The organism is Nonomuraea sp. NPDC050783, from assembly GCF_040802095.1.
Classification (GTDB): Bacteria; Actinomycetota; Actinomycetes; order Streptosporangiales; family Streptosporangiaceae; genus Nonomuraea.
On record NZ_JBFAHK010000009.1, the window covers coordinates 62129 to 85445 of the forward strand.

General features: G+C 72.0%; 24 protein-coding genes. 6 read left to right on the plus strand and 18 right to left on the minus strand.

Translation table 11 applies throughout. From position 1 onward, the window contains the following. Positions 1-76: 76 nt before the first annotated feature. The 7 genes from AB0H75_RS24760 to AB0H75_RS24790 all read right to left on the minus strand — a co-directional run bounded on the left by AB0H75_RS24760 (position 77) and on the right by AB0H75_RS24790 (position 7387). Positions 77-2803, minus strand: coding sequence for a DEAD/DEAH box helicase (locus AB0H75_RS24760; protein WP_367799851.1), 2727 nt, complete (start codon positions 2801-2803; stop codon positions 77-79). Positions 2804-2886: 83 nt separating this feature from the next. Continuing rightward, positions 2887-3873, minus strand: a complete 987-nt coding sequence (locus tag AB0H75_RS24765; RefSeq protein WP_367799853.1) for a diacylglycerol kinase family protein — start codon at positions 3871-3873, stop codon at positions 2887-2889. 124 nt (positions 3874-3997) lie between these two features. Further along, positions 3998-4882, minus strand: a complete 885-nt coding sequence (gene tatC, locus AB0H75_RS24770; RefSeq protein ID WP_367799854.1) for a twin-arginine translocase subunit TatC — start codon at positions 4880-4882, stop codon at positions 3998-4000. Between the two features lie 42 nt (positions 4883-4924). Continuing rightward, positions 4925-5233: a Sec-independent protein translocase subunit TatA gene (tatA, locus tag AB0H75_RS24775; RefSeq protein WP_367799856.1), complete on the minus strand. Its 309-nt coding sequence runs from the start codon at positions 5231-5233 to the stop codon at positions 4925-4927. Positions 5234-5298: 65 nt separating this feature from the next. Beyond that, positions 5299-5454, minus strand: a complete 156-nt coding sequence (locus AB0H75_RS24780) for a hypothetical protein (protein ID WP_367799858.1) — start codon at positions 5452-5454, stop codon at positions 5299-5301. Then, positions 5451-6428, minus strand: coding sequence for a helix-turn-helix transcriptional regulator (locus AB0H75_RS24785; protein ID WP_367799860.1), 978 nt, complete (start codon positions 6426-6428; stop codon positions 5451-5453). The genes AB0H75_RS24780 and AB0H75_RS24785 overlap by 4 nt, the downstream gene beginning before the upstream one ends. Then, positions 6425-7387 (minus strand): helix-turn-helix transcriptional regulator, encoded by a 963-nt coding sequence (locus AB0H75_RS24790; RefSeq protein ID WP_367799862.1) that lies wholly within the window; start codon positions 7385-7387, stop codon positions 6425-6427. Before AB0H75_RS24790 ends, AB0H75_RS24785 begins: the two co-directional genes overlap by 4 nt. A 40-nt stretch (positions 7388-7427) precedes the next feature. Here AB0H75_RS24790 and AB0H75_RS24795 point away from each other — a divergent pair, with 40 nt between their 5' ends. After that, complete coding sequence (locus AB0H75_RS24795) at positions 7428-8495, plus strand: DUF3866 family protein (RefSeq protein ID WP_367799864.1); 1068 nt, start codon at positions 7428-7430, stop codon at positions 8493-8495. Here AB0H75_RS24795 and AB0H75_RS24800 read toward each other — a convergent pair. The 8 genes from AB0H75_RS24800 to prcB form a co-directional block, all read right to left on the minus strand. Then, positions 8441-8920, minus strand: a complete 480-nt coding sequence (locus AB0H75_RS24800; protein WP_367799865.1) for a DUF3291 domain-containing protein — start codon at positions 8918-8920, stop codon at positions 8441-8443. The genes AB0H75_RS24795 and AB0H75_RS24800 overlap by 55 nt on opposite strands. 33 nt (positions 8921-8953) lie before the next feature. Next, a complete protein-coding gene (locus AB0H75_RS24805; protein ID WP_367799867.1) occupies positions 8954-9616 on the minus strand; it encodes a helix-turn-helix transcriptional regulator in 663 nt (220 codons plus the stop codon). A gap of 30 nt (positions 9617-9646) precedes the next feature. Next, the gene (locus tag AB0H75_RS24810) at positions 9647-10546 is read right to left on the minus strand and encodes an FKBP-type peptidyl-prolyl cis-trans isomerase (protein WP_367799869.1); all 900 of its coding nucleotides are present in this window, start codon (positions 10544-10546) and stop codon (positions 9647-9649) included. 114 nt (positions 10547-10660) lie between these two features. Further along, positions 10661-11596 (minus strand): FKBP-type peptidyl-prolyl cis-trans isomerase, encoded by a 936-nt coding sequence (locus tag AB0H75_RS24815; protein ID WP_367799871.1) that lies wholly within the window; start codon positions 11594-11596, stop codon positions 10661-10663. Positions 11597-11671: 75 nt separating this feature from the next. After that, the gene (pafA, locus tag AB0H75_RS24820; protein ID WP_367799873.1) at positions 11672-13030 is read right to left on the minus strand and encodes a Pup--protein ligase; all 1359 of its coding nucleotides are present in this window, start codon (positions 13028-13030) and stop codon (positions 11672-11674) included. A gap of 143 nt (positions 13031-13173) precedes the next feature. After that, positions 13174-13701, minus strand: coding sequence for a hypothetical protein (locus AB0H75_RS24825; RefSeq protein WP_367799875.1), 528 nt, complete (start codon positions 13699-13701; stop codon positions 13174-13176). 130 nt (positions 13702-13831) lie between these two features. Next, entirely contained in the window at positions 13832-14653 is an 822-nt protein-coding gene (gene prcA, locus AB0H75_RS24830; RefSeq protein WP_367800279.1) for a proteasome subunit alpha, read from the minus strand. 22 nt (positions 14654-14675) lie between these two features. Continuing rightward, entirely contained in the window at positions 14676-15524 is an 849-nt protein-coding gene (gene prcB, locus AB0H75_RS24835; protein ID WP_367799877.1) for a proteasome subunit beta, read from the minus strand. Between the two features lie 211 nt (positions 15525-15735). Here prcB and AB0H75_RS24840 point away from each other — a divergent pair, with 211 nt between their 5' ends. Genes AB0H75_RS24840 through AB0H75_RS24855 form a run of 4 tightly spaced genes read left to right on the plus strand, consistent with a single transcriptional unit; the run spans position 15736 to position 19889 of the window. Continuing rightward, positions 15736-17103, plus strand: coding sequence for an extracellular solute-binding protein (locus AB0H75_RS24840; RefSeq protein WP_367799879.1), 1368 nt, complete (start codon positions 15736-15738; stop codon positions 17101-17103). Beyond that, on the plus strand, positions 17078-18010 hold the full coding sequence (locus tag AB0H75_RS24845; protein ID WP_367799881.1) for a carbohydrate ABC transporter permease: 933 nt from the start codon (positions 17078-17080) through the stop codon (positions 18008-18010). The genes AB0H75_RS24840 and AB0H75_RS24845 overlap by 26 nt, the downstream gene beginning before the upstream one ends. Further along, positions 18007-18831, plus strand: coding sequence for a carbohydrate ABC transporter permease (locus AB0H75_RS24850; protein ID WP_367799883.1), 825 nt, complete (start codon positions 18007-18009; stop codon positions 18829-18831). The genes AB0H75_RS24845 and AB0H75_RS24850 overlap by 4 nt, the downstream gene beginning before the upstream one ends. Then, positions 18828-19889, plus strand: coding sequence for an ABC transporter ATP-binding protein (locus tag AB0H75_RS24855; protein WP_367799885.1), 1062 nt, complete (start codon positions 18828-18830; stop codon positions 19887-19889). Before AB0H75_RS24850 ends, AB0H75_RS24855 begins: the two co-directional genes overlap by 4 nt. Before the next feature lie 20 nt (positions 19890-19909). Here the strand turns inward: AB0H75_RS24855 and AB0H75_RS24860 are convergent, their stop codons facing one another. Both AB0H75_RS24860 and AB0H75_RS24865 read right to left on the minus strand, forming a co-directional pair. Further along, positions 19910-20917: an endonuclease domain-containing protein gene (locus AB0H75_RS24860; protein ID WP_367799886.1), complete on the minus strand. Its 1008-nt coding sequence runs from the start codon at positions 20915-20917 to the stop codon at positions 19910-19912. Between the two features lie 36 nt (positions 20918-20953). Next, entirely contained in the window at positions 20954-21163 is a 210-nt protein-coding gene (locus tag AB0H75_RS24865; RefSeq protein WP_090765327.1) for a ubiquitin-like protein Pup, read from the minus strand. A gap of 164 nt (positions 21164-21327) precedes the next feature. Here AB0H75_RS24865 and AB0H75_RS24870 point away from each other — a divergent pair, with 164 nt between their 5' ends. Then, positions 21328-21720: a hypothetical protein gene (locus AB0H75_RS24870; protein WP_367799889.1), complete on the plus strand. Its 393-nt coding sequence runs from the start codon at positions 21328-21330 to the stop codon at positions 21718-21720. A 60-nt stretch (positions 21721-21780) separates the two neighbouring features. Here the strand turns inward: AB0H75_RS24870 and dop are convergent, their stop codons facing one another. Continuing rightward, on the minus strand, positions 21781-23295 hold the full coding sequence (gene dop, locus AB0H75_RS24875) for a depupylase/deamidase Dop (RefSeq protein WP_367799891.1): 1515 nt from the start codon (positions 23293-23295) through the stop codon (positions 21781-21783). Positions 23296-23317: the final 22 nt, after the last annotated feature.

The window sequence follows — 23317 nt, forward strand, 5'->3', positions numbered from 1 at the left end:
GCCCGGCGCCCGCCGTCACGGGCACCGGGCCTTCGTCGCCGTCACCGCCGCCTTCGCCTCCACCGGCGGCGCGGGGTCAGGTCAGCGACGAGTACGCCACCACGCCGCGCCGCATCGCGTCCACCGCCTTGCCCGCCGTCTGCCTGATCCTGCTGCCCGGCGCGGCCGCGTTCTGGAGCTGGCCGAGCAGGTCCATCAGCTGCTTGATCCACCGGACGAAGTCGCCGGCCGCCAGCTCGTTGCCGTTGACGCCGTCCATGAGCACCGCGTCCAGCGTGTGCCCCTTCGTCCACCGGAACGCCGCCCAGGCGAACCCCAGATCCGGCTCCCGCAGCGTGGACAGCCCGTGGTCGGACTCGATGCCCTCCAGCTCACCCCACAGCCGCAGCATCGCCGTCAGCGCGTCCTGCGCCCGCCCGGCCGGGATCTTCGGCCGGCGGGCGTCGTCGGCCGCCCGCGACTCGAACACCAGCGCCGACACGCACGCCGCCAGCTCGGCCGGGTCGAGGTCCTCCCACAGCCCGTTGCGCAGGCTCTCGGCCGTGAGCAGGTCCAGCTCGGTGTAGAGGCGGCCCAGGCGGCGGCCCTCGTCGGTGACCGTCTCGCCGTCGAGGTAGCCGAGCTGCTCCAGCACCGAGCAGATCCGGTCGAAGGTGCGGGAGATGACGTGCGAGCGGCCCTCCACGCGGCGGCGCAGCCCCTCGGTCTCGCGCAGCAGCTTGTAGTAGCGCTCGGCCCAGCGGGCGTGGTCCTCGCGCTGGTCGCAGCCGTGGCACGGGTGCTGCCTGATGCGCCGGCGCAGCTCGTTGACCTCGTCGTCCTCCACGGTGTGGTCGCGTACCCGCGGCGGCTTGCCGAGGTCGCGGTCGCCGATCTTGGCCAGCAGGGTGGAGACCAGGTTGGCGCGTTCCTTCGGCGAGCGGCCGTTGAAGTTCTTCGGGATGCGCAGCTTCTCCAGCGGCTCCACCGGCACCGGGAAGTCGGCCGGGTCGAGCTTCTTGACCTGCTTGCCGATCGTCAGCACCAGCGGGCTCGGGCCGTGCCCGCGCGGGTTGCGGCCCGGGTCGAGCACGATCGCCAGCCCCGCGCGCCGCCCGCCCGGCACCCGGATGACGTCGCCGGGCTGCAACGCCTCCAGCGAGCGCACCGCCGCGGCCCGCCGGGCGGCGCCGCGCTGCCTGGACAGCTCGGCCTCCCGGTCCGACAGCCGCCGCCGCAGCGCCGCGTACTCGGGGAAGTCGCCCAGGTGGCACGTCATGGCCTCCTGGTAGCCCTCCAGGGCCTCCTCGTGCTTGCGCAACTGCTTGGCCAGCCCCACGACCGCCCGGTCGGCCTGGAACTGCGCGAACGACTCCTCCAGCAGCGTCCTGGCGCGTTCCCGGCCGAACTGCCCCACCAGGTTGACCGCCATGTTGTACGACGGCTGGAAGCTGGAGCGCAGCGGATAGGTACGGGTGCCGGCCAGCCCGGCCACCGACAGCGGGTCCATGCCCGGCTGCCACAGCACCACGGCGTGGCCCTCGACGTCGATGCCGCGCCGCCCCGCCCGCCCGGTGAGCTGGGTGTACTCGCCGGGCGTCAGGTCGGCGTGGGTCTCGCCGTTCCACTTGTCGAGCTTCTCGATCACCACGCTGCGGGCCGGCATGTTGATGCCCAGCGCCAGCGTCTCGGTCGCGAAGACCGCCTTGACCAGCCCCCGCGTGAACAGCTCCTCCACGACCTCCTTGAACGCCGGCAGCATGCCCGCGTGGTGGGCCGCCAGGCCGCGCTCCAGGCAGTCGCGCCATTCGAGGTAACCCAGCACCGCGAGGTCCTCGTCGGGCAGGTGGGCGGTGCGCTCGTCCACGAGCTGGCGGATCTCGTGCCGCTCGCGGTCGGTGGTGAGCCGGATCCCGGCGTGCAGGCACTGCTGCACCGCCGCGTCGCAGCCGGCCCGGGAGAAGATGAACGTGATGGCCGGCAGCAGCCCCTCGGAGTCCAGCTTCTCGATCACCTGCACCCGGTCGGGCGGGCGGGCCCGCTGCGGCCGGCCGTAGCCGCGGCCCCTGCCCCGGCCCGCGGTCAGCCGCTCGGCGTCGCGGGTGACCCGCATCAGCGTGGGGTTGACCCGGGGCGTCAGGTCGTCGTTGACGAACAGGTCGTAGATGCGGTGGCCGACCATCATGTGCTGCCACAGCGGCACCGGCCGGTGCTCGTCGACGATCACCGTGGTGTCGCCGCGCACCTCGCCCAGCCACTCGCCGAACTCCTCGGCGTTGCTGACCGTCGCCGACAGCGCCACCAGCCGGACCGACTCCGGCAGGTGGATGATGACCTCCTCCCACACCGCGCCCCTGAACCGGTCGGCCAGGTAGTGGACCTCGTCCATCACCGCGAACCCGAGCCCGGCCAGCGTGGCCGACCCGGCGTAGAGCATGTTGCGCAGCACCTCCGTGGTCATGACCACGATGGGGGCCTCGCCGTTGACGCTGTTGTCGCCGGTCAGCAGGCCCACCTTGGCGGTGCCGTACCGCTTGACCAGGTCGTTGTACTTCTGGTTGGACAGCGCCTTGATGGGGGTGGTGTAGAAGCACTTCATGCCCTGCTGCAGGGCCAGGTGGACGGCGAACTCGCCGACGACCGTCTTGCCCGACCCCGTCGGCGCCGCCACCAGGACGCCGTCACCGGCCTCCAGTGCGCGGCAGGCGTCGAGCTGGAAGTCGTCCAGCGCGAAGTCGTAGAGACCTCGGAACGATGCGAGCGCGGCCCCGTCGTCGGCGTGCTTCTGACGGAAGGCCGCATAGCGTTCCGCTGGCGTTGTCATACTCGCCAGCCTACCGAAACCGCCATTCCGGTCCGTCCCGCCGAGTCGCGAACGACCGATCCGACGCCTTTACGATGTAGATTTCAAGCGATGACGCGGAGCGCGCCCGGCCGGACCTCGCACTCCAGCGGCACCGGCCCGATCCGCTCCCCGTCCGCGTAGGCGACCATGCCGTCCACCGGGCCGCCCACCGGGCCACCCATCGGGCCACCCACCGAACCGTCCGCTGGGCCACCCACCGGGCCGCCCGCCGGGTCTCCCGCCGCGTCGCCGATCGTCTCCAGCCGCACGCCGCGGGCCCGCCGGATCGACACCGCCGGATGCCCCACGTGCGTCCCCCGGTAGACGCTCGGGAACACCCGCAGGAACTCGCCCTTGGAGATCGCCTCCACCACGAGCACGTCCAGCAGCCCGTCGTCGGGCCGCGCGTCGGGGCACACCCGCATGCCGCCTCCGTAGGAGCGGGTGTTGGCCACCGCCACCAGCATGGCCTCCCGCTCGATCACCTCCTCGCCGTCCAGCGTGAGGCGGAAGGGCACGGGACGGAACGAGCGCAGCTCGCCCGCCACGGCCCGCACGTAGCGGCCGGGCCCGCCGGGCCAGGTGAGCCGGTTGGCCCGCTCGTTGACCCGCGAGTCGAACCCGCAGCACACGACCCCGGCGAACAGCTCCTCGGCCCGCCCGGCGCGGACGCGGGCGGCGTCGACCAGCCGGGTCTTCATGCGCAGCACGACGCGGGCGGCGGCCACGGGGTCCTTGCACGGCAGGCCGAGCGCGGCGGCGATGTCGTTGCCGGTGCCGGCCGGGATGATGCCGAGCGGCACGTCGGTGCCGGCCACGGCCTGCACGGCCAGGTGGACCAGGCCGTCACCGCCGAAGGCCACGAGCGCGTCGGGCCGCTCGGCGACGGCGGTGCAGGCGCGTTCGAGGGCGTCGGCGGCGTCGGAGCCGACGATCACCGACAGCTCGGCGCCGCCGGCGCGCAGGCGGCGCGCGACGGGTTCGAGCAGGCGCAGGGTCCGGCCGCCGCGGGCGGCCGGGTTGACGAGCAGGACGATTTGGGGGGACACGTCCGGAACCTATCGCCTGTCACCGGGCGACGGGAATCCCTCCCGGCGCCCTTCGCCAGGACCTCTCCCCCACGACTGCCCGGGACCGGCGCCAGGACGCCCGGGACCGGTACCAGGACCGGCGTCAGGACCTGCCGTCGCCGCCCGGCCCGCCGGCCGGCTCGTCGTCGAGTGGGGTGTCGTCCTCGGCCAGCGGGGAGGCCTCGTCGTCGGACAGCCCGGCGAACTCGTCGGCCGGCCGCCTGCGCTCGCGCAGGAACATGAACAGCTCCGCGGCGAGGAACAGCACGATCATCGGCGACGCCAGCGCCATCATGGTGATCGGGTCGCCGCCGGGCGTGATCACCGCACCGAAGACGAACATCAGGAACACCACCAGCCGCCGGTGCTTGGCGATCGCCGCGTGCGAGACCACGCCGATGACGTTGAGGAAGACCAGCAGCAGCGGCAGCTCGAACGACACCCCGAAGATCGCCATCATGATCAGGACGTAGTCGAGGTAGTCGTCGATGGAGATGGTCGCCACCGTGCCGTCGAGCGAGAAGCCCAGCAGGAACGCCAGCGAGGTGTCCATGATGAAGTAGCACAGCCAGGCGCCCAGGACGAACAGCGGGATCGCCAGCCCGAGGAACGCCAGCGTGTAGCGCTTCTCGCTGCGGTAGAGGGCCGGGGTGACGAACGCCCAGATCTGGTAGAGCCAGACCGGCGAGGACACCACGAGGCCGACCATCAGCGAGATCTTCAGCGTGATGAAGAACGACGAGAAGATGCCGTTGTAGGTCAGGCTGCAGTGGCCGGTGAGCTGCCGGGCCTGGGGCGTCTGGCAGTAGGGCTCCCTGACCAGCTCCCAGACCGGGCTGGACACGAGCCAGCCGATGATCAGGCCGACGGCCACCGCGGCGATCGCGATGAGCAGCCGGTTGCGGAGTTCCCGCAGGTGCTCCATCAGCGGCATCCGGCCTTCGGGGTCCCGCGGCGGCTTCGGGCCCGACTTCTTCAGCAGCGCCATCTGGTCGTCAGTCCTCGGGACGAGGGGCGGATGGGGGGCGGATCAGGGACGCTTGTCGGCCTGGGCGCCGGCGCGCAGGCGGGCGGCCTGCTCCTCCAGCAGGCGGGCCTGCTCCTCGGCGGACACCTCCGGCGCGGCCGGGATCGGCTGCGGGGGCGCGGGCTGGGTCTGCGACTGCGCCTGAACGACGGTCGGACGCTCGTCGTCGTCATCGTGCATCCTGCTGGTCTCGGCCTTGAAGATGCGCAGGGACCGGCCGACGCCACGGGCGAGGTCCGGCAGCTTCTTGGCCCCGAAGAGCAGGACCAAGGCCACCAGGATCAGGATGATCTCCGGAGCTCCCAAGTTCATGTGACGTCCTTACAGGTGAGCGGAGTGCTGTCCAAACCCGATCGTACGCTCCTGGCGCCGCTGCCTCATCCCTTGCCGTCCGGTTTCGTCCTGAATTGCTGGTTAATTTGAGCGACCTCCCTGTTCAGGCCGCGGGCGGCGGCGACCGCCCGCGCGGCCGTCGCCCCCAGCACGAGCAGCCCGGCCAGGACGAGCCCGGCCGACACCACGATCCACGTCATGACCGGTGAGCGTACAGGGCCAGTGCCCGCTCGGCCTCCTCGCGCACCGTCTCGGCCATCGCGGGCGGCGAGACGACCCGGCCGGTGTCGCCGAGCCGCAGCGCGAGCCGCAGGATCCAGTCCTCGTCGCGGGCCCGCAGCGCCACCCGCAGCCGGCCCTCGCCCAGCTCGGTGACCTCCTCGCACGGGTAGTACTCGGCGACCCACCGCCCGGCGGCGCTCAGCTCCAGCTCGACCAGCTCGTCGGTGGGCGAGGGCCGGAAGACGCCCCGGGTGACGTCGATGGGCTCGGCCTCGGCCGGCGGGTCGGCGGGCACGTCGAGCACGTCCACGCCGAGCATGCGGTCGAGCCGGAACAGCCGCATCGCCTCGGCCCGGTAGCACCAGCCCTCCAGGTAGGCGCGGCCGTCCACGACCACGACCCGGGTCGGGTCGACCTCGCGCGGGGTGACCTCGTCGCGGCCGGGCACGTAGTAGCGCAGCGACAGCCGGCGCCCGCCGGTCAGCGCCTCGCGGACCCGGGGCAGGGCGTCGGGGGCGGCGTCCACGTCCACGGCGACCTGGCTGCTGACGGTGGCCGCGCCCTCGCCGGCGGCCCGCTCCAGCTTGGCCGTCACCCGCGCCAGGGCGTCGCCGGACACCCCGCCGGTCGGCAGCGCGAGCTCGGGGGTGGCCGACAACATGCGCAGCGCGACCAGCAGGGCGCTGGCCTCGTCGATGCCGAGCCGCAGCGGCCTGGCGATGGTGTCGGCGTTGTCGATGATGATCTCGCCGCCGTCCCAGGAGACGTCGATGAGGTCGCCGGGGGTGTGGCCGGGCAGGCCGCACATCCACACGAGCTGCAGGTCGTCGATGAGCTGCTTCTCGCTGAGCCCGAACACCTGCGCCACCTCGCCGACCCGCGCCCCGGGATGGGACATCAGGTACGGCACCAGCGCCAGCAACCTCGGCAGCCGGTCGGCCGATCCACTCACGTCATGGCCCCCTTCAGTCTGCGGATGACCGCCTCCCGCGCGTCCGGCGGCTCGACGACCTCGACGTCGGCGCCGAGGCTGGCCATCCAGCCGGCCAGCCGCTCCGGGTCGGAGAAGGTCAGCTCGGCCTCGTCCCAGCCGTCGGTGCCGGGGTGGACGGCCCTGGCGAGCTGCCGCACCCCCTCGCACGCCCCCTGGCGCACCCGCACGACCGCGACCCGCTCGTCGGGCGTCTCGTCGGGGAAGCCGACCATGGCCCGCAGGTCGACGCCCTCCGGCACGCGCACCGCCCCCGGCCGGCCCACGTAGGTGACCTGCCCGGCGATGCGGCTGAGCCGGAAGGCGCGCGGCGCCTGCCGGTCGCGGTCGTAGCCGGCGAGGTACCAGCGGCCGCGCCGGCTCACCACGCCCCACGGCTCCACGGTGCGGGCGCGCACGCTCTCGCTGCCGGCCCCGCGGTAGTCGAAGCGCACCACGCGCCGGTCGCGCACGGCCTCCCACAGCGCGGGGAAGGCCGGGTCGCGGGTGTCCACCCGCAGCTCCAGGGCGCCCCCGCCGATGGAGGGGCCGACCGGCTGGTCGGTGGCCACGCCGCCGGCGCGCAGCTTCAGCAGCGCCCCCGAGGCGGCCTCGGCCAGGCTGGCCCGCTGCCACACCTGCGCGGCCAGGCCGAGCACGGCGGCCTCGTCGGGCTCCAGGGTGATCTCCGGCAGCTCGTACGACTCCCGCTGGATGCGGTAGCCCGGCTCGTCCTCCCACGGGTCGCGCACCACGTCGATGGGGATGCCGATCTCGCGCAGCTCGTTCTTGTCGCGCTCGAACATGCGCTGGAACGCCTCGTCGCCGTCCCGGTCGTAGCCGGGCACCGCCTGGCGGATCTGCTCGGCCGACAGCGGGCGCCGGGTGGCGAGCAGGCAGATCACCAGATTGAGCAACCGTTCCGTCTTCCGGCGCGACATCTGCCTCACTCTCCTCCTTCATCGACGCTACCCTGCCCCCGTGATCAGATGGCGCAAGGGCGAGGTCGTACGGATCCGGCGCGAGTGGCCGGGAGCGGTGGAGCTGGACGTCGCCGTCCCCGAGGGGGAGTGCCGGGCGCTGGCGTACCCCCCGCTGGTGGGGCGCCCGGAACCCGGTGACGAGGTGCTGCTCAACACGACCGCGCTCGCGATGGGTCTCGGTACGGGAGGTTACGCCATGGTGGTGGCCGTCCCGAACCGTTTGCCGGAAGATCCTCAAGGGCCGGGGCACCTGGTGAAGGCCCGGTACACGCCGCTGCAGGCCACGGTGCTGGGCGCGGACGAGCAGGGCTCCCCGCACCACGACGCGCTGGCCGAGGCCGACTCCCTGGAGGACATGCCGGTCGTGGTGGCCGACCTGCACTCGGCGCTGGCGCCGATCCTGGCCGGCCTGTACGAGGCCGCGCCGGGCACCCGGGTGGCGTACGTGATGCAGGACGGCGGGGCGCTGCCCGCGTGGTTCTCGATGACGGCGGCCCGGCTGCGGGAGCTCGGCTGGCTGGCGGGCGTGGTGACGACCGGGCAGGCGCTCGGCGGCGACCTGGAGGCGGTGACCGTGCACACGGGGCTGCTGGCGGCCAGGCACGTGCTGGGGGCCGACGTGGCGATCGTGGCGCAGGGGCCGGGCAACCTGGGCTCGGGCACCCGGTGGGGTTTCTCGGGGGTGCAGGCGGGCGAGGCGGTCAACGCGGCGGGGGTGCTGCGGGGCCGGCCGGTGGCGGCGCTGCGGGTCAGCGAGGGCGACCGGCGCGAGCGCCACTACGGCGTCTCGCACCACTCGCTGACCGCCTACGGCCGGGTGGCGCTGGCCCCGGCCGACGTGCCGGTGCCGGACCTGCCGGGCGAGTTCGGCACGCGGGTGCGCGACCAGGCGGAGCTGCTGGCGGTGCGGCACCGGCTGGTGCCGGTGCCGGTGGACGGCCTGCACGAGGCGCTGCGGGCCGTCCCGGTGCGGCTGTCGACGATGGGCCGGGGCCTGGAGGAGGACCTGGCCTACTTCCTGGCCTCGGCGGCGGCCGGGAGGCTGGCGGCCTCGCTGCTGGCGTAGGAGTCCTTGTAGGTGAACGCCTCGGGGCTCGGGCCCTCGGTCCTGAGGCGTTCCAGCCGGGCCATGCCCTCGGCCAGCGAGGGGATGTGCCCCTCGGGGACCCACCACATCACCATGTACGGCTCGGCCATGCGCAGGAACCACTCCCTGCGCCGGCGCAGCACGTCCAGGTGGGCGCTGCGGTAGACGTAGTTCCACAGCGACTCCAGGGACTCCCACACCGAGAAGTTGATCAGCAGGTGGTCGCCGTAGTCGTGGACGACGGTCGCGGTGGGGTCGGTCTCGCTCTCCTTCAGCCGCCAGACGAACCCGGGGGCGGCGTCGGCGAGGGTGTTGATCGGTTCGAGCAGGGCGACGAACTCGGCGAGCTCGGCCGAGTCGAGGGGCGCGCGCAGGTGGGCGATGTTGAGCTCAGCGAGATGCATGACGCCCAGCACACCACCTCTCCGCCTTCTATGTCAATCCGTATTTGTTTTAGAAGCGCCGGGCGGCACGGACAGCGCGACGCAGCACTCCCCCGGCCGCGGGTCCAGCCGCGCCCGCCCGGGGTCGTCGCCGAGCCCGCGCAGCAGCCCCTGGCACAGCGCCAGGTTCATCGAGCACACCAGCAGCGGCTGCTCCTCGGCCAGCACGTGGAAGGGGCAGTTGCGCAGCCGCAGCAGCCCGCCCTCCTCGTATGGCTCGTAGCCCCGCTCCCGCAGCACCCGCTCCACCGGCTCGCCCGCGTGCCGCCCGCCGGCCCGCACGCCCGCCTCCCGCGCGACCTGCTCGGCCTGCTCCTCGGCGCCCAGCAGGTCGACCACGCCGGCCAGCACCGAGGCGAGGGTGACGTAGTCGCGCGGCGGCAGGCTCACCGTGCGCTCGCCCCTGGCCCGGCGGTAGACCTTGGCCGGCCGGCCGCTGCCCGGCCCCTTCTTCTCCGGCGCGCGGAAGCCGCTCTCCAGCAGCCCGGCCTCGACCAGCTTGTCGAGGTGGTGGCCGGCCAGGGTCCTGGACACCCCGGCCGCCTCGGCGGCCTGCCCCCTGCCCACGTCGCCGCCGCCGGCGACGACGGCCTCGTACAGGCTGCGGCGTACCGGGTCGTTCAGCAGGGCCAGCGCGTCGAGGTCGTCGGTGCTCACACGCGGAGTCTATTTTCCGCGCGCCCTCCCTCAGTACGCCGCCAGGACGTCCACGACGAAGACCAGGGTGTCGGAGCCCCTGATGCCGTGCTCCGGGCTGCCGGGCGCGCCGTAGCCGTAGGACGGCGGGACGACCATCAGCACGCGGCTGCCCACCGGCACGCCCACCAGCGCCTTGTCCCACGCCTTGATCAGGCCGCCGTCGCCCAGCTTGAACGCCTTCGGCCGGCCGGTCGTCCAGGTCGTGTCGAAGATCCGGCGGCCGCGCCAGACCGCGCCCGCGTACTGGACCACCACCAGCCGCCCCGCCTGCGTCCGCGGCCCGCCGCCCCGCTGGATCACCTTGGCCGCGAACCGGGCCGGCGGGGCCGTGCGGGGCACCCGGAGCTCCGGGCGGGCGCCGCCGCCGACGACGACCCCGGCCAGCGAGCCGCCGCGCCCGCCCGCCGAGGCGCCCTTGTGGTGGGCGCCGAGGATGTCCACGACGTAGAGCAGCTCGTCGGACGGGCCGACGCCGCGTGGCGGGTTGGGGCCGAAGCCGTCGCCGGGCGGGACGGCCGCGACGACCCTGCTGCCCACCGTGCGGCCCTCCAGGGCGCGGTCCAGGCCCGGCAGCAGGCCGCCCACGGGGAAGGCGGCCGGGGCGCCGCGGGTGAAGCTGGAGTCGACCAGGCGGTTGCCGCCGCCGTCCCACACGTGCGCGGTGTACTGGACGACCGCCACGTCGTCCGGCCGCAGGCGGGCGCCCTTGCCGGTGGCCGGCTCGTCCACCTGGAGGCCGGGGGCGGGCCGGCCGGCCGGGAAGACGACGGTGGGCCGCGCGCCGAACGCCCCGCGCACCGTCAGCTCCGGCCCCGCGGCGGGCTCGCCGGTGCAGCCGGCGATCAGCAGCGACGCCGCGAGCAGCGGCGCGACGGCACGGTGCGGCATCGGCCCTCCCACGCTGAGCGCCCGGCGGCGCGCTGCCGCCGGGCGCTCGCGATGCTACCGCGCTGGCCACCTACAAACCCGGCAAATCCCCCGAAAGGGTGGGCCGGGCAGGGATCAGTAGGCGCCCAGGACGTCCACCACGAACACCAGCGTGCTGTTGGCCGGGATCTTCTGCTGCTCCTGGTCGCCGTAGCCCAGGCCCGGCGGGATGCTCATGACGACCCGGCTGCCGACCGGCACCCCGGCCAGTCCCTGCTGCCAGCCCTGGATGACCTGCCCGAGCGGGAACTCGGCCGGCTCCCCGCGCTCCCAGCTGGAGTCGAACTGCTTGTCGCTGCCCCAGATCTTGCCCGTGTAGTGCACGGTGAGCGTCTGGCCGGGCTGCACCTTGGCGCCGGTGCCCTGGATCACCGTCTTGACGACGAGCTTGTCCGACGGCTTCTCGCCGGTCTTGGTGGTGAGCGTCGGCGCCTTCTCGCCGCCCGGGTTCTCGACCTTGACGCCCTTGATCGACTCCCCGGTCTCCTTGCCGGTGGCGGCCTTCAGCGCGGGCGGCTGCGTGCCGACCACGTCGATGACGAACACCTTGGTCGGCTCGGCCGGGGCGGTCTGCTGCTGCTGTTGCTGGGCCAGCGAGTCGTTGGCCAGCACGGCCAGCAGCCGGCCGCCGTGCTTGACCTTGGTGAAGCCCTCCTGCAGCACCTGCGGGAGCTGCCCGTTGACGGCGATCGTCTCGGGGGCCTTGGTGTCGTACGACGAGCCCTGGACGGCGTTGGTCTTGCCGTCCCAGTCGTAGACGGTCAGGTTGACGATGATCTTGTCACCGCTCTTGACCTGGGTGCCCGTGCCGGGCTGGATCACCTCGTACGACGACTTGGTGGCCGGCGAGCCGGAGGGGAAGGCCACCGTGGGCTTGGCGCCCACGTTCCCGGTGACCTTGACCCCGGACGACCCGCCGGAACCGGCGCCCGCCGCGCCGCCCTCGGAGCCGCACCCGGCGGCGAACAGTATCAACGGCATCGCGGCCAGAACGGCCAGAACGCGGCGCATGCGCTTCCCTCGGAAAAGACGTCAGATTCGCGTCACCCTACCCGACCGCCGGGTAGGCCCGAGGTAAACGCCGCCCTACATCCCGGCGATGAGCTTGTCGACCCGCTCGTCCACGCTGCGGAACGGGTCCTTGCACAACACCGTGCGCTGCGCCTGGTCGTTGAGCTTGAGGTGCACCCAGTCGACGGTGAAGTCGCGCCGCTTCTCCTGCGCCTTGCGGATGAACTCGCCGCGCAGCCGCGCCCGGGTGGTCTGCGGCGGCACCGACTTGGCCTCGAAGATCTTCAGGTCGGAGGCCACCCGCTCCACCGAGCCGCGCTTCTGCAGCAGGTAGTACAGGCCGCGCCTGCGGTGCACGTCGTGATAGGCCAGGTCGAGCTGGGCCACCCGCGGCGAGGACAGCGGCAGGTCGTACTTCTTGCGGTAACGCTCGATGAGCTGGTATTTCGTCACCCAGTCGATCTCGCGCGAGACCAGGTCGAGATCGCCGGTCTCGACCGCGCGCAGTGTACGCTCCCACAGCTCCAGCACCCGGTGCGCGATGTCGTCGCCGCCACGCCGGTCCACGAAGTCCTTGGCCTTCGACAGGTATTCCTGCTGGATCTCCAGGCTCGACGCCTCGCGCCCGTTGGCCAGCCGCACCCGCCGCCGGCCCGTCATGTCGTGCGAGACCTCGCGGATCGCCCTGATGGGGTTCTCCAGCGACAGGTCGCGCATCACCGTGCCGGACTCGATCATGCGCAGCACCAGGTCGGTGGCGCCCACCTTGAGCAGCATGGTGGTCTCGCTCATGTTGGAGTCGCCGACGATGACGTGCAGGCGGCGGAAGCGCTCGGCGTCGGCGTGCGGCTCGTCACGGGTGTTGATGATGGGCCGCGACCGGGTGGTGGCGCTGGAGACGCCCTCCCAGATGTGCTCGGCCCGCTGGGAGACGCAGTAGACGGCGCCGCGGGGGGTCTGCAGCACCTTGCCGGCGCCGCAGACGATCTGCCGCGTCACCAGGAACGGGATCAGCACGTCCGCCAGCCGGCCGAACTCCCCGTGCCTGCCGACCAGGTAGTTCTCGTGGCAGCCGTAGGAGTTGCCGGCGGAGTCGGTGTTGTTCTTGAACAGGTAGATGTCACCCGCGATGCCCTCCTCGCGCAGCCGCTTCTCGGCGTCCACGAGGAGCCCTTCGAGGATGCGCTCGCCGGCCTTGTCGTGCGTGACGAGCTCGACGACGTTGTCACACTCGGGTGTTGCGTATTCAGGATGGCTGCCCACGTCGAGGTAGAGGCGGGCGCCGTTGCGGAGGAAGACGTTGCTCGATCGGCCCCAGGACACGACCCGCCGGAACAGGTAGCGCGCGACCTCGTCGGGGGACAGCCTGCGCTGCCCCCTGAACGTGCAGGTCACACCGTACTCGTTCTCCAGCCCGAAGATGCGACGATCCATCACCTCACACTATGCCCACGGATCGGCGAGCGGGAGAGATCTTGCCGGGTGTTTTCGGCAGCCGCCCGTTATGGGGCCTTTCGCCCCCTTCGTGGGCCGGCGTCACGGGTCCGCGCCCGCCCCCGCGGAGCGCGGCGCCGCGCTCAGGGGACGTAGATCTCCTGGACCTTGACGATCCTGCCCCGGTAGACCGTGATCAGCGACGGCTGGCGCTGCCGGTCGTGCCGCTTGACCAGCACCGACGCCGAGCAGCGCTTGGCGCCCAGGCCGTCCTTCCTGCCCACGGTGAGCCGCCCGCCGGACTGCTCGCAGCCGTACGCCGACAGGAACACCACGTCCCTGGCGATCGGCGAGGCGTAGGCCGTCACGTCGCCCTCGGGCGGGCCCACGAAGTAGCCCTCGGTGTGGGAGTCGCGCTTCCACCTGATCGGCTCGTACTCGGCCACGCCGCCGCGCACGTCGGTGATCCAGCCGCGCAGGATCCCGTCGTGGCGGGAGTGGACGCGCCTGGTGAAGTCGTGCTCCGGGTCGGCCTGGAACGAGGTGCCGAAGGTCTTCGGCGCCTTGAACCTCGGGGAGGCGGCGCTCGCGGCCTGGGCCGCCACGCCGGACGTCAGCAGCGTCGCGGCGGCGGCCCCGCCGGCCAGGAGGACACGCAGGGAAGTGTTCACGGAAGCTGAGATCCACTTCCCGGCGGCCCGGTTCGCCCCGGGCCGAGTGATACAGCTCACACCCGCCCGCGCACGCCGCGACGGGGGCCGCCGCCGTGCGGCGACCCCCGTCGCGCGGACACCTCCCGGGCTACAGGGGCGACGAGCCGTCGTCCACCGGGCCCTCCGGCCCCGTCGGCGGCGGCGTGTCACCGGACGCCGAGCCGGACGCCGGCCCCGACGCGGACCCAGACTCGGGCTCGGCCGGGGACGCCGGCGCGGCCTGCTGCGTCGTCTGCGCCAGCAGGCGCTCCAGCCGGGCGCCCGTCAGCCGCAGGAACTTGCGGTGCTCCCGGTTGCGGTCGAGCACCGCCACCTCCAGCTGCGCCACCGGCGGCCGCTCCCCGCCCGGCTCGGTCAGCGCCGTCAGCGCCACCTCCAGCGCGTCGGCCAGCGACATCGACTCGCGGTAGCGCTCCTTCAGCCGCCCCGCGACCGCCTCGGCCTGCCCGCCCATCGCGGCGAAGCCGTGCTCGTCGAAGACCGACCCGTCGAAGGTCAGGCGGTAGATCGCGTCGCCGTCCTTGGTCTCGCCGACCTCGGCGACCACGACCTCCACCTCCAGCGACTTGATCGACTCGGTGAAGATACGCCCCAGGTTGGAGGCGTAGAGGTTGGCCAGGCCGCGGCCGGTCACGTCGGAGCGGTCGTAGGTGTAGCCGTTGATGTCGGCGTAGCGGATGCCGCCGAGCCGCAGCTCCTCGAACTCGTTGTAACGCCCCACGGCCGCGAACCCGATGCGGTCGTAGATCTCGCTGATCTTGTGCAGGGCCCGCGACGGGTTGGGCGCGACGAACAGGATGCCGTCCACGTACTGCAGCACGACGACCGACCGGCCCCGCGCGATGCCCTTGCGCGCGTAGTCGGCCTTGTCCCGCATGATCTGCTCAGGGGACGCATATCCAAAAGGCATGGACACGGACAGATGGTCCTTTCTAGCGCAGCGGGGCGATGGGGCCGTCGGGCGAGATCAGCCGGGCTTCGAGCATCTGATCGACGTAGCCGGCGACCTCCTCGTCGGTCAGGCGGCGGAAGCCGTCGGCGTCGATCACGCCCACCATCGGCCAGATCTTCCTGGTCACGTCGGGCCCGCCGGTCGCCGAGTCGTCGTCGGCCGCGTCGTACAGGGCCTGGATGAGCGTCATCACCATGTCGTCGGCCGAGGCGCCGTCGCGGTAGAGCTTCTTCAGCGACCCGCGCGCGAAGATCGAGCCCGACCCGATCGCGTCGAACCGTTCCCGCTCGTACGGGCCGCCCGCCACGTCGTAGCTGAAGATGCGGCCCTCGTCCTTGTCCGGGTCGTACGCCGCGAACAACGGCACCACGACCAGTCCCTGCATCGCCATGCCCAGGTTGCCCCTGATCATGGTCGCCAGCCGGTTGGCCTTGCCGGCCACCGACATCGTCCGCCCCTCCAGCTTCTCGTAGTGCTCCAGCTCCACGCGGAACAACCGGGCGAACTCGATGCCGGTGCTCGCCGTGCCCGCGATGCCCATGCACGAGTAGTCGTCGGCCCTGAACACCTTCTGCACGTCGCGCTGCGAGATCAGATTGCCCGACGTCGCCCTCCGGTCACCCGCCATGATCACGCCACCGGCGAAGGTGGCGGCGACGATCGTGGTCGCGTGCGGAACCTGGTCGCCGATCGGGGTGGCCAGAATCTCATCCCGCCGCGGCAGCAACTCCGGCGCATACGAGCTGACGAACTCGGTGAACGAGGAACTCCCCGTGTTACGGAAAAGCTGGTTCACCAAGCCGGCGGGCAGATCCCTGTGCGATGCCACGCGACTCCCTCCCAAACGTCACTGTTCCTAGGGCGACCCTACTGTTGTTGCGCCGCCGTCTGCACTTCTCACGATCAGCTCACGGCGAACCCTCCCCCGCGCGCGCCAACCTACCCCCCTGCGGGCGGATCGTTGTCCAGATCGTTTCTTTACCGCCGCCACCCGCCATGCGACCGTCGGTATGTCTGCACGTCCTGAACAGGAGGCCGACATGCGATACCCCAGCCGACCTGCGGCGATCGCCATCCTCTCGCTGCTCACCCTCGCCTCCTGCGGCACCGGGGGCGGCACCGGCACCGGCAGCGTCACCCTCACCATCGCCGCCAACTCCATCGAGGGCGGCAAGAACTCCGAGTCAGCCACCTGGATCAAGCAGTGGGTGATCCCCGAGTTCGAGAAGACCCACCAGAACGTCAAGGTGCTCTTCCAGCCCAGCGGCGTCGACGACGAGCAGTACAAGACCAAGCTCGCCCTCGACCTCAAGTCCAGGGCCGGCGCCGACGTCATCGACCTCGACGGCATCTGGGTCGGCGAGTTCGCCCAGGCCGGCTACATCAAACCCCTCACCGAGGTCGGCGGCCCCGCCGTCGACCAATGGGAGGGCTGGGCCCGCATCCCCCAGGCCGTGCAGGGCCTCGGCGTCTTCGACGGCAAGAAGTACGGCCTGCCCCAGGGCACCGACGGCCGCGTCCTGTTCTACAACAGGACCCTGTTCGGCAAGGCCGGCCTTCCCGACCCCTGGCGGCCCGCGAGCTGGCAGGACATCATCGACGCCGGCCACCGGCTCAAGGCCGCCGGCGTGCCCGTCCCCATCCAGATCGACGCCGGCACCGCCATGGGCGAGGCCACCACCATGCAGGGCGTGCTCCCCCTCCTCGCCGGCGCCGGCGCCGAGATCTACGCCGGCGGCAAGTGGACCGGCGCCTCCCGCGCCATGAAGGACGTCCTCGGCTTCTACCAGCAGATCTACGGCGGCAGCGGCCTCGGCGACCCCAGGCTCCAGCAGGAGGCCAAGGGCCGCGACAAGTCCTTCGCCCAGTTCGCCGCCGGCCGGATCGGCATCCTGGCCGAGAGCGACTACTTCTGGCGCTCCGTCATCGAGCCCACCGCCGGCGTCGCCCCCATGAAGGACCGCGACCGGGCCGTCGGCTACACCATGATCCCCGCCCAGCGGCCCGGCGCCGGCATCCGCGGCCAGGACCACGTCAGCATGTCCGGCGGCGCCGTCCGCGTCCTCAACCCCTTCAGCAAGAACCCCCGGCTCGCCTGGGAGCTGCTGGCCTTCATGCACTCCGCCGCCGCCACCAGGACCCAGCTCGCCGGCCAGGCCCGCATCAGCGCCCGCACCGACGTCAACGACCAGGTCCTCACCGGCGACCCCATGCTCAAGTACGTCGCCGACCAGGTGCTGCCCGTCACCGCCTACCGCCCCGGCCTCGCCGTCTACCCCCAGGTGTCGGCCGCCCTGCAGGAGGCCACCGCCGCCGTCGTCGGCGGCCGCGGCGCCGACGAGGCCGCCGCCGCCTACCAGGCCAAGCTCGAGGGAATCGTCGGTGGCGCCGCCCACGTCGCCGGGTGACGCCGCCGGCATCGGCACGGGCAGGGCCGTCGCGTTCGTCCTGCCCGCGCTCGCCCTCGTCGCCGTCTTCCTCGTCTTCCCCGCCCTGTGGACCGTCTACCTCGGCCTCACCGACTACCGGCTCACCGGCCTCGCCGCCGCCCACCCCCGGCTCGTCGGCCCCGCCAACTACACCAGCGCCCTCACCGACCCCCGCTTCCTCACCTCGCTGTGGCTCACCGTCCTGTACGTCGGCGGCTCGGCCGTCCTCGGCCAGGCCGGCCTCGGCTTCACCCTCGCCTGGATCCTGCGCGCCCGCGCCGGCCCCGTGCGCCGCCTCGTCGAAGGCGCCGTCCTGCTGTCATGGATCCTGCCCGCCACCGTCGTCGGCTTCCTGTGGTTCGCGCTGCTCGACCGCGACGACGGCACCCTCAACGCCCTGCTCCACACCCCCGGCCTCGCCTGGCTCCTCGACCACCCGCTGCTGTCGATCATCGTCTTCAACGTCTGGCGCGGCACCGCCTTCTCGATGATGCTCTACTCCGCCGCCCTGGAGAGCGTCCCGCCCTCCCACCTGGAGACCGCCCGCCTGGCCGGCGCCGGCACCCTCCAGCAGCTCCGCGACGTCGTCCTGCCCCGCATCCGCCGGCACGTCCTGACGAACCTGCTGCTCATCAGCCTGTGGACGTTCAACGACTTCACGCCGTTCGTCCTCACCGGCGGCGGCCCCGAGGGCCGCTCCGAGATCCTGCCCATCTACGTCTACCGCGTCGCCCTGCGCGACGGGCAGCTCGGCGCCGGCGCCGCCATCTCCTTCCTCATCCTGCTCGTCAACCTGCTCCTCGCCCTCGCCTACCTGCGGCTCCTGCGCGGCCGCCGCGGGCAGGCCACCACCAGCACCACCGCCGCAGGAGGTCACCCCGCATGAACCTCGTCCGGCACGTCCTCGGCAGGCTCGCCACCACCGCCGTCCTCGCCGCCGTCCTCGCCTTCTTCACCCTCCCCATGCTGTGGCTGGCCACCGCCCCCTTCGACGCCACGCCCGGCATCACCACCTCCGTCCCCGACTTCACCCTGCGCAACTTCGCCGCCATCCTCGACAACCCCTACGCGCTCGGCTCCATCCGCAACTCCCTCATCCAGGCGGGCGGCTCGGCCGCGCTCGTCGTCGTGCTCGCCGCCCTGGCCGCCTACGCCCTGTCCCGCGTCCGCGTGCCCGGCCGCGACGCGCTGCTCTACCTGCTCCTGCTGCTGTCGTCCGTGGTCACCGGCACCGCCGCCATGGTCCCCGTCTTCGAGCTGGCCACCCGGCTCGACCTCATCGACACCCACCTCGGCGTCATCCTCGTCGTCTCCAGCGGCCTGCTGCCCGCCGCCATCTTCATCCTCAAGGACTTCATGGACGACACCCCCACCTCCTACGAGGAGTCCGCCCGCGTCTTCGGCGCCACCCCCCTGCAGATCCTGCGCCACATCGTCGTCCCCCTCGTCCGCCCCGGCCTGGCCACCATCGCCGTCTGGGCCCTCGCCAGCGTCTGGGGCGGCTTCCTGTTCCAGTTCATCCTGCTGCGCGACCCCGACAAGGCACCCGGCTCGGTCATCCTCTACACCCTCTACACCGAGGGCGGCTCCCCCAAGCTCGACCTCATCTCCACCTTCTCGCTGCTCTACTCGCTGCCCGTCGTCGCCATGTACCTGTTCGTCTCCCAGCGCTACGGCTTCCGCTTCCACGGAGGGATCAAACGGTGATCTCCCTGAACGGCCTCACCAAGGTCTTCCCCGGCGGCGTCCGCGCCCTCGACGGCATCGACCTCACCATCGCCGACGGCGAGTTCCTCGCCCTGCTCGGCCCCTCCGGCTGCGGCAAGACCACCCTCCTGCGCACCATCGCCGGCCTGGAGACCCCCACCGGCGGCGGCGTCCGCATCGACGGCCACGACGTCACCCGCCTGCCGCCCGGCGCCCGCGACCTCGCCATGGTCTTCCAGGACTACGCGATCTTCCCCCACATGGACGTCACCGCCAACATCGCCTACCCCCTCCGCATCAAGAAGGTCCCCCGCGCCCGGCGCACCGCCAAGGCCGCCGAGGTCGCCGCCCGCCTCGCCCTCACCGACCTGCTCCACCGCCGCCCCGGCGAGCTGTCCGGCGGCCAGCAGCAACGCGTCGCCCTCGCCCGCGCCATCGCCTGCCACCCCGCCGCGTTCCTCTTCGACGAGCCCCTGTCCAACCTCGACGCCCGCCTCCGCCTCGAAGCCCGCACCTTCCTCAAACGCCTCCAGCGCGAGCTCGCCGTCACCACCGTCTTCGTCACCCACGACCAGGCCGAAGCCCTCGCCCTCGCCGACCGCGTCGCCGTCATGTCACAGGGCCGCATGATCCAGACCGGCTCCCCCGCCGAGATCTTCCACCGGCCCGCCACCACGTTCGTCGCCGCCTTCATCGGCTCCACCCCGATGAACCTCCTGCCGGCCGAGCTCACCGCCGGCGCCCTGCACGTCGCCGGCGCCACCCTCCCCGCCCCGCCCGGCCTCGCCCCCGGCGAACCCCTCACCTACGGCGTCCGCCCCGAGTACATGGACCTGTCGCGCGCCGAACGCCCCGGCGCCTTCCCCGGCGTCGTCTCCGTCCTGGAGAACCTCGGCACCCACACCCTGGTCACCCTGGACAACCCCGGCGCCCTCATCCAGCTCGTCGTCCCCGAAGGCGACGAACCCCCGCTCGGCACCCACGTCTGGGCCGTCCCCCGCCGCTCACTCCTCTACCGCGACGGCCTCCTCCACGACACCCCCGCCCCGTCGAGCTGAAACCACCCCGCCGGAAACGCTCAATCGAGCCGGGAGGCCCGCGCGTAGAACTCCCCCCACAGCCGGTCCTCGGCCACCTCCAGCTCCCGCAGCTCCGCCTCCCCCACCACGACCTCCTCGTGCCCGCCGCCGGGCTCCGCCGCCGCCTCGACGTACGCGAGCGCCCGCCACACCACCGCCGGCTCGTCCCGGAACTGCCCGATCCCCGTGTTGCACGGCAGGCACAACGCGAACCGCACCTCACCCGTGCGATGACAGTGATCGACGTGCTCCGGCGGCCGCCCCCAGCACACCACGCACACCCCGTGCTGCCCCGCCACCATCCGCTCGACGTCCTCGTGCCGCAACCCGTACCGCCGCGCCAGGTGGTACGACCGCGACGGCGTCACCCTCCCCGTCTCCCGGCCCGCCTCCCGGCCCGCCTCGGGCAGCACCACGAACTCCGGCCAGAGCACCTCCCCGTCCAGGTACAGCGCCGCCAGCTCCAGCAGCACCGTGTTGTCGCCGAAGTGCCCGAGCCCGTTGTTGCAGTTGAAACAGAGCACGCCCCGGACCCGCCCGGTGACGTGACTGTGATCGACGAACGTGCCCGGCACCCGGCGGCAGACGGCGCAGAGCCCGCCCTGGCGGGCGAGCATGCGCTCGAAATCGTCCTCGGTGATGCCGTAACGGCGCTTCAGGTGGTAGTTCCGCGTGCTGCCGTGGTTCTTGATCCGGTTGTCCCGCATCACTTGGTTGTGACACGGCTTGCAGTAGTCGGTGAGCCCGTCCTCGTGCGACCGGTTCCTGCCGAACTCGGCGATCGGCTTGATCTCCGCGCACCGAGGACAGTACTTCTGGCCTTCGGCCACCTCGATCCGCTCCCGCACGACCTCGCCCTGCTCGGTCCTGCGCTTGCGATAGCTCTCGTGGCGCCTCCGCCGGAAGCACTCCTTGCAGTAGCGCGCCAGCCCGTCGGCCATGCGCTTGTTGAGCCCGAACTCGGAGACGTCCTTGACCTCCCCGCAGTCCGAACACCACTTCCCCACCGACCCACCCCTCTCCCCCGTTGTCCGATTTGCCCCCTATTGCCCGCCCTTCTGTACGTACGACCTGACGAACTCCTCTGCGTTCTCTTCGAGAACTTCGTCGATTTCGTCCAGAATCGCGTCCACGTCGTCCGTGAGCTTCTCCTGGCGCTCCTGAACGTCCGGCGCCGCCGAGGCCTCGGTCTCCTCGACCTCGTTCTCGCGGCGCCCGGTCTGCTTCTGACCGCCGGTGTCCTTGGTTGCCATGTCCTACCTCCGCTTGGGGGACTGCTTCTACGGCATATCTTCCCCGAACCGCCCGACATTTCGCGCGGATCCTCTGGCGACCTTGAAGAGGTTGACTAGATAGCTAAGCTATCCAATACTGGATGCCCTGAGCACAGGGAGGTGCTGTTATGTCCCCTTCGTCCTTGAGCACGGCAGGTGTGCTCCTCATCACAGTTCCGACGGTGGCCTTCGGCGGCGTGTCGCTGCTGAGGTTCCTGATGCGGAACGTCCCCGGCTACCTGGACAACCCGGTCCGGCGCGGCCTGTGGCGGGCCGGGCACGCGCATGCGGGCGTGCTGGTGCTGTTCGCCCTGGTGGCGATGTTGTACGTGGACCAGGCGGCGTTGCCGGAGGGGGTGAAGGCGCTGGTGCGGACGCTGATGGTGGCGGCGCCGATCCTGATGCCGCTGGGTTTCTTCCTGTCGGTGGCGCGGCCGCGGGACACGAGGCCGAGCGGGCTGATCTGGCTGGCGGTGGCCGGTGGCGCGTGCCTGGCGGTGGGCACGCTGACGCTGGGGATCGGCCTGGTGGTGTGAGGGCGGCCCGTACGCGACGCCGGGGGCCCCGAGGTGAGGGGCCCCGGCGTCAGGTGGGGGTCATTCGCCGCCGGTGAGGGCGGCGACGAGGTCGGCGGCGGTGCGGCAGCGGTCGAACAGCTCGCCGACGTGGGCCTTGGTGCCGCGCAGGGGTTCGAGCGTGGGGACGCGTTGCAGGGACTCGCGGCCGGGGATGTCGAAGATCACGGAGTCCCAGGAGGCGGCGGCCACGGACTCGCTGTACTGGCGCAGGCAGCGGCCGCGGAAGTAGGCGCGGGTGTCGGTGGGCGGGTGCTCGACGGCGCGCTGGACCTCTTCCTCGGTGACGAGGCGCTGCATGCGGCCGCGGGCGACGAGGCGGTTGTAGAGGCCGCGGTCGGGCCGGATGTCGCTGTACTGGAGGTCGACGAGTTGGAGCCTGGGGTGGGACCAGGCGAGGTTGTCGCGGCTGCGGTAGCCCTCGAGGAGTTCGAGCTTGGCGACCCAGTCGAGCTCGCGGGAGAGCTGCATGGGGTCCTCGGCGAGGCGGGTGAGGACGGACTCCCAGCGGTCGAGGACGTCCTTGTTCATCTCGTCCTGGGCGGTGCCGCGTTCCTCGACGAACTTGCGTGCCTGTTCGAGGTATTCCATCTGGAGCTGGACGGCGGTGAGCTTGCGGCCGTCGCGCATGGGGATCTCGTAGCGGCAGGTGGGGTCGTGGGAGACGGCGCGCAGGGACTGGACGGGGTTGTCGACGGCGAGGTCGCGGCTGAGGAAGCCTTCCTCGATCATGGCGAGGACGAGCGCGGTGGTGCCGAGCTTGAGGTAGGTGGAGATCTCGGACATGTTGGCGTCGCCGATGATGACGTGCAGCCGCCGGTACTTCTCGGGGTCGGCGTGGGGCTCGTCGCGGGTGTTGATGATGGGCCGCTTGAGCGTGGTCTCCAGGCCGACCTCGACCTCGAAGAAGTCGGCGCGCTGGCTGATCTGGAAGCCCTCGCCGCGGGAGTCCTGGCCGATGCCGACCTTGCCGGCGCCGACGACGACCTGCCGGCTGACGAAGAAGGGGGTCAGGTGGCGGACGATGTCGGCGAAGGGGGTGGCCCGGCGCATGAGGTAGTTCTCGTGGCAGCCGTAGCTGGCGCCCTTGGCGTCGGTGTTGTTCTTGTAGAGCTGGATGGGGGCGTTGGAGGGGATGGCGGAGGCGCGGGTGGCGGCGTCGTACATGACGCGCTCGCCGGCCTTGTCCCAGATGACGGCGGCCCGGGGGTTGGTGCACTCGGGCGCGGAGTACTCGGGGTGGGCGTGGTCGACGTAGAGCCTGGCGCCGTTGGTGAGGATGACGTTGGCCAGCCCGAGGTCCTCGTCGGTGAGCTGGGTGGGGTCGGCGACCTCTCTGGCCAGGTCGAAGCCGCGCGCGTCGCGCAGCGGGTTCTCCTCCTCGAAGTCCCAGCGCGCTCTGCGCGCGCGGGCCGCCGAGGCGGCGAGGTACGCGTTGACGACCTGCGAGGAGGTCACCATCGCGTTGGCGCCTGGCTGGCCGGGTACGGAGATGCCGTACTCGGTCTCGATGCCCATCACCCGACGCACCGTCATGCAACACCCTCTGTTCGTCCGG

Coding starts and splice junctions, on each gene's coding strand:
- AB0H75_RS24760 (WP_367799851.1), bottom strand. CDS start 2,803: ATGACAACGCCAGCGGAACGCTATGCGGCCTTCCGTCAGAAGCACGCC.
- tatC (WP_367799854.1), bottom strand. CDS start 4,882: ATGGCGCTGCTGAAGAAGTCGGGCCCGAAGCCGCCGCGGGACCCCGAA.
- tatA (WP_367799856.1), bottom strand. CDS start 5,233: ATGAACTTGGGAGCTCCGGAGATCATCCTGATCCTGGTGGCCTTGGTC.
- AB0H75_RS24780 (WP_367799858.1), bottom strand. CDS start 5,454: ATGACGTGGATCGTGGTGTCGGCCGGGCTCGTCCTGGCCGGGCTGCTC.
- AB0H75_RS24790 (WP_367799862.1), bottom strand. CDS start 7,387: ATGTCGCGCCGGAAGACGGAACGGTTGCTCAATCTGGTGATCTGCCTG.
- AB0H75_RS24800 (WP_367799865.1), bottom strand. CDS start 8,920: ATGCATCTCGCTGAGCTCAACATCGCCCACCTGCGCGCGCCCCTCGAC.
- AB0H75_RS24810 (WP_367799869.1), bottom strand. CDS start 10,546: ATGCCGCACCGTGCCGTCGCGCCGCTGCTCGCGGCGTCGCTGCTGATC.
- AB0H75_RS24815 (WP_367799871.1), bottom strand. CDS start 11,596: ATGCGCCGCGTTCTGGCCGTTCTGGCCGCGATGCCGTTGATACTGTTC.
- pafA (WP_367799873.1), bottom strand. CDS start 13,030: ATGGATCGTCGCATCTTCGGGCTGGAGAACGAGTACGGTGTGACCTGC.
- prcA (WP_367800279.1), bottom strand. CDS start 14,653: ATGCCTTTTGGATATGCGTCCCCTGAGCAGATCATGCGGGACAAGGCC.
- AB0H75_RS24840 (WP_367799879.1), top strand. CDS start 15,736: ATGCGATACCCCAGCCGACCTGCGGCGATCGCCATCCTCTCGCTGCTC.
- AB0H75_RS24850 (WP_367799883.1), top strand. CDS start 18,007: ATGAACCTCGTCCGGCACGTCCTCGGCAGGCTCGCCACCACCGCCGTC.
- AB0H75_RS24865 (WP_090765327.1), bottom strand. CDS start 21,163: ATGGCAACCAAGGACACCGGCGGTCAGAAGCAGACCGGGCGCCGCGAG.
- dop (WP_367799891.1), bottom strand. CDS start 23,295: ATGACGGTGCGTCGGGTGATGGGCATCGAGACCGAGTACGGCATCTCC.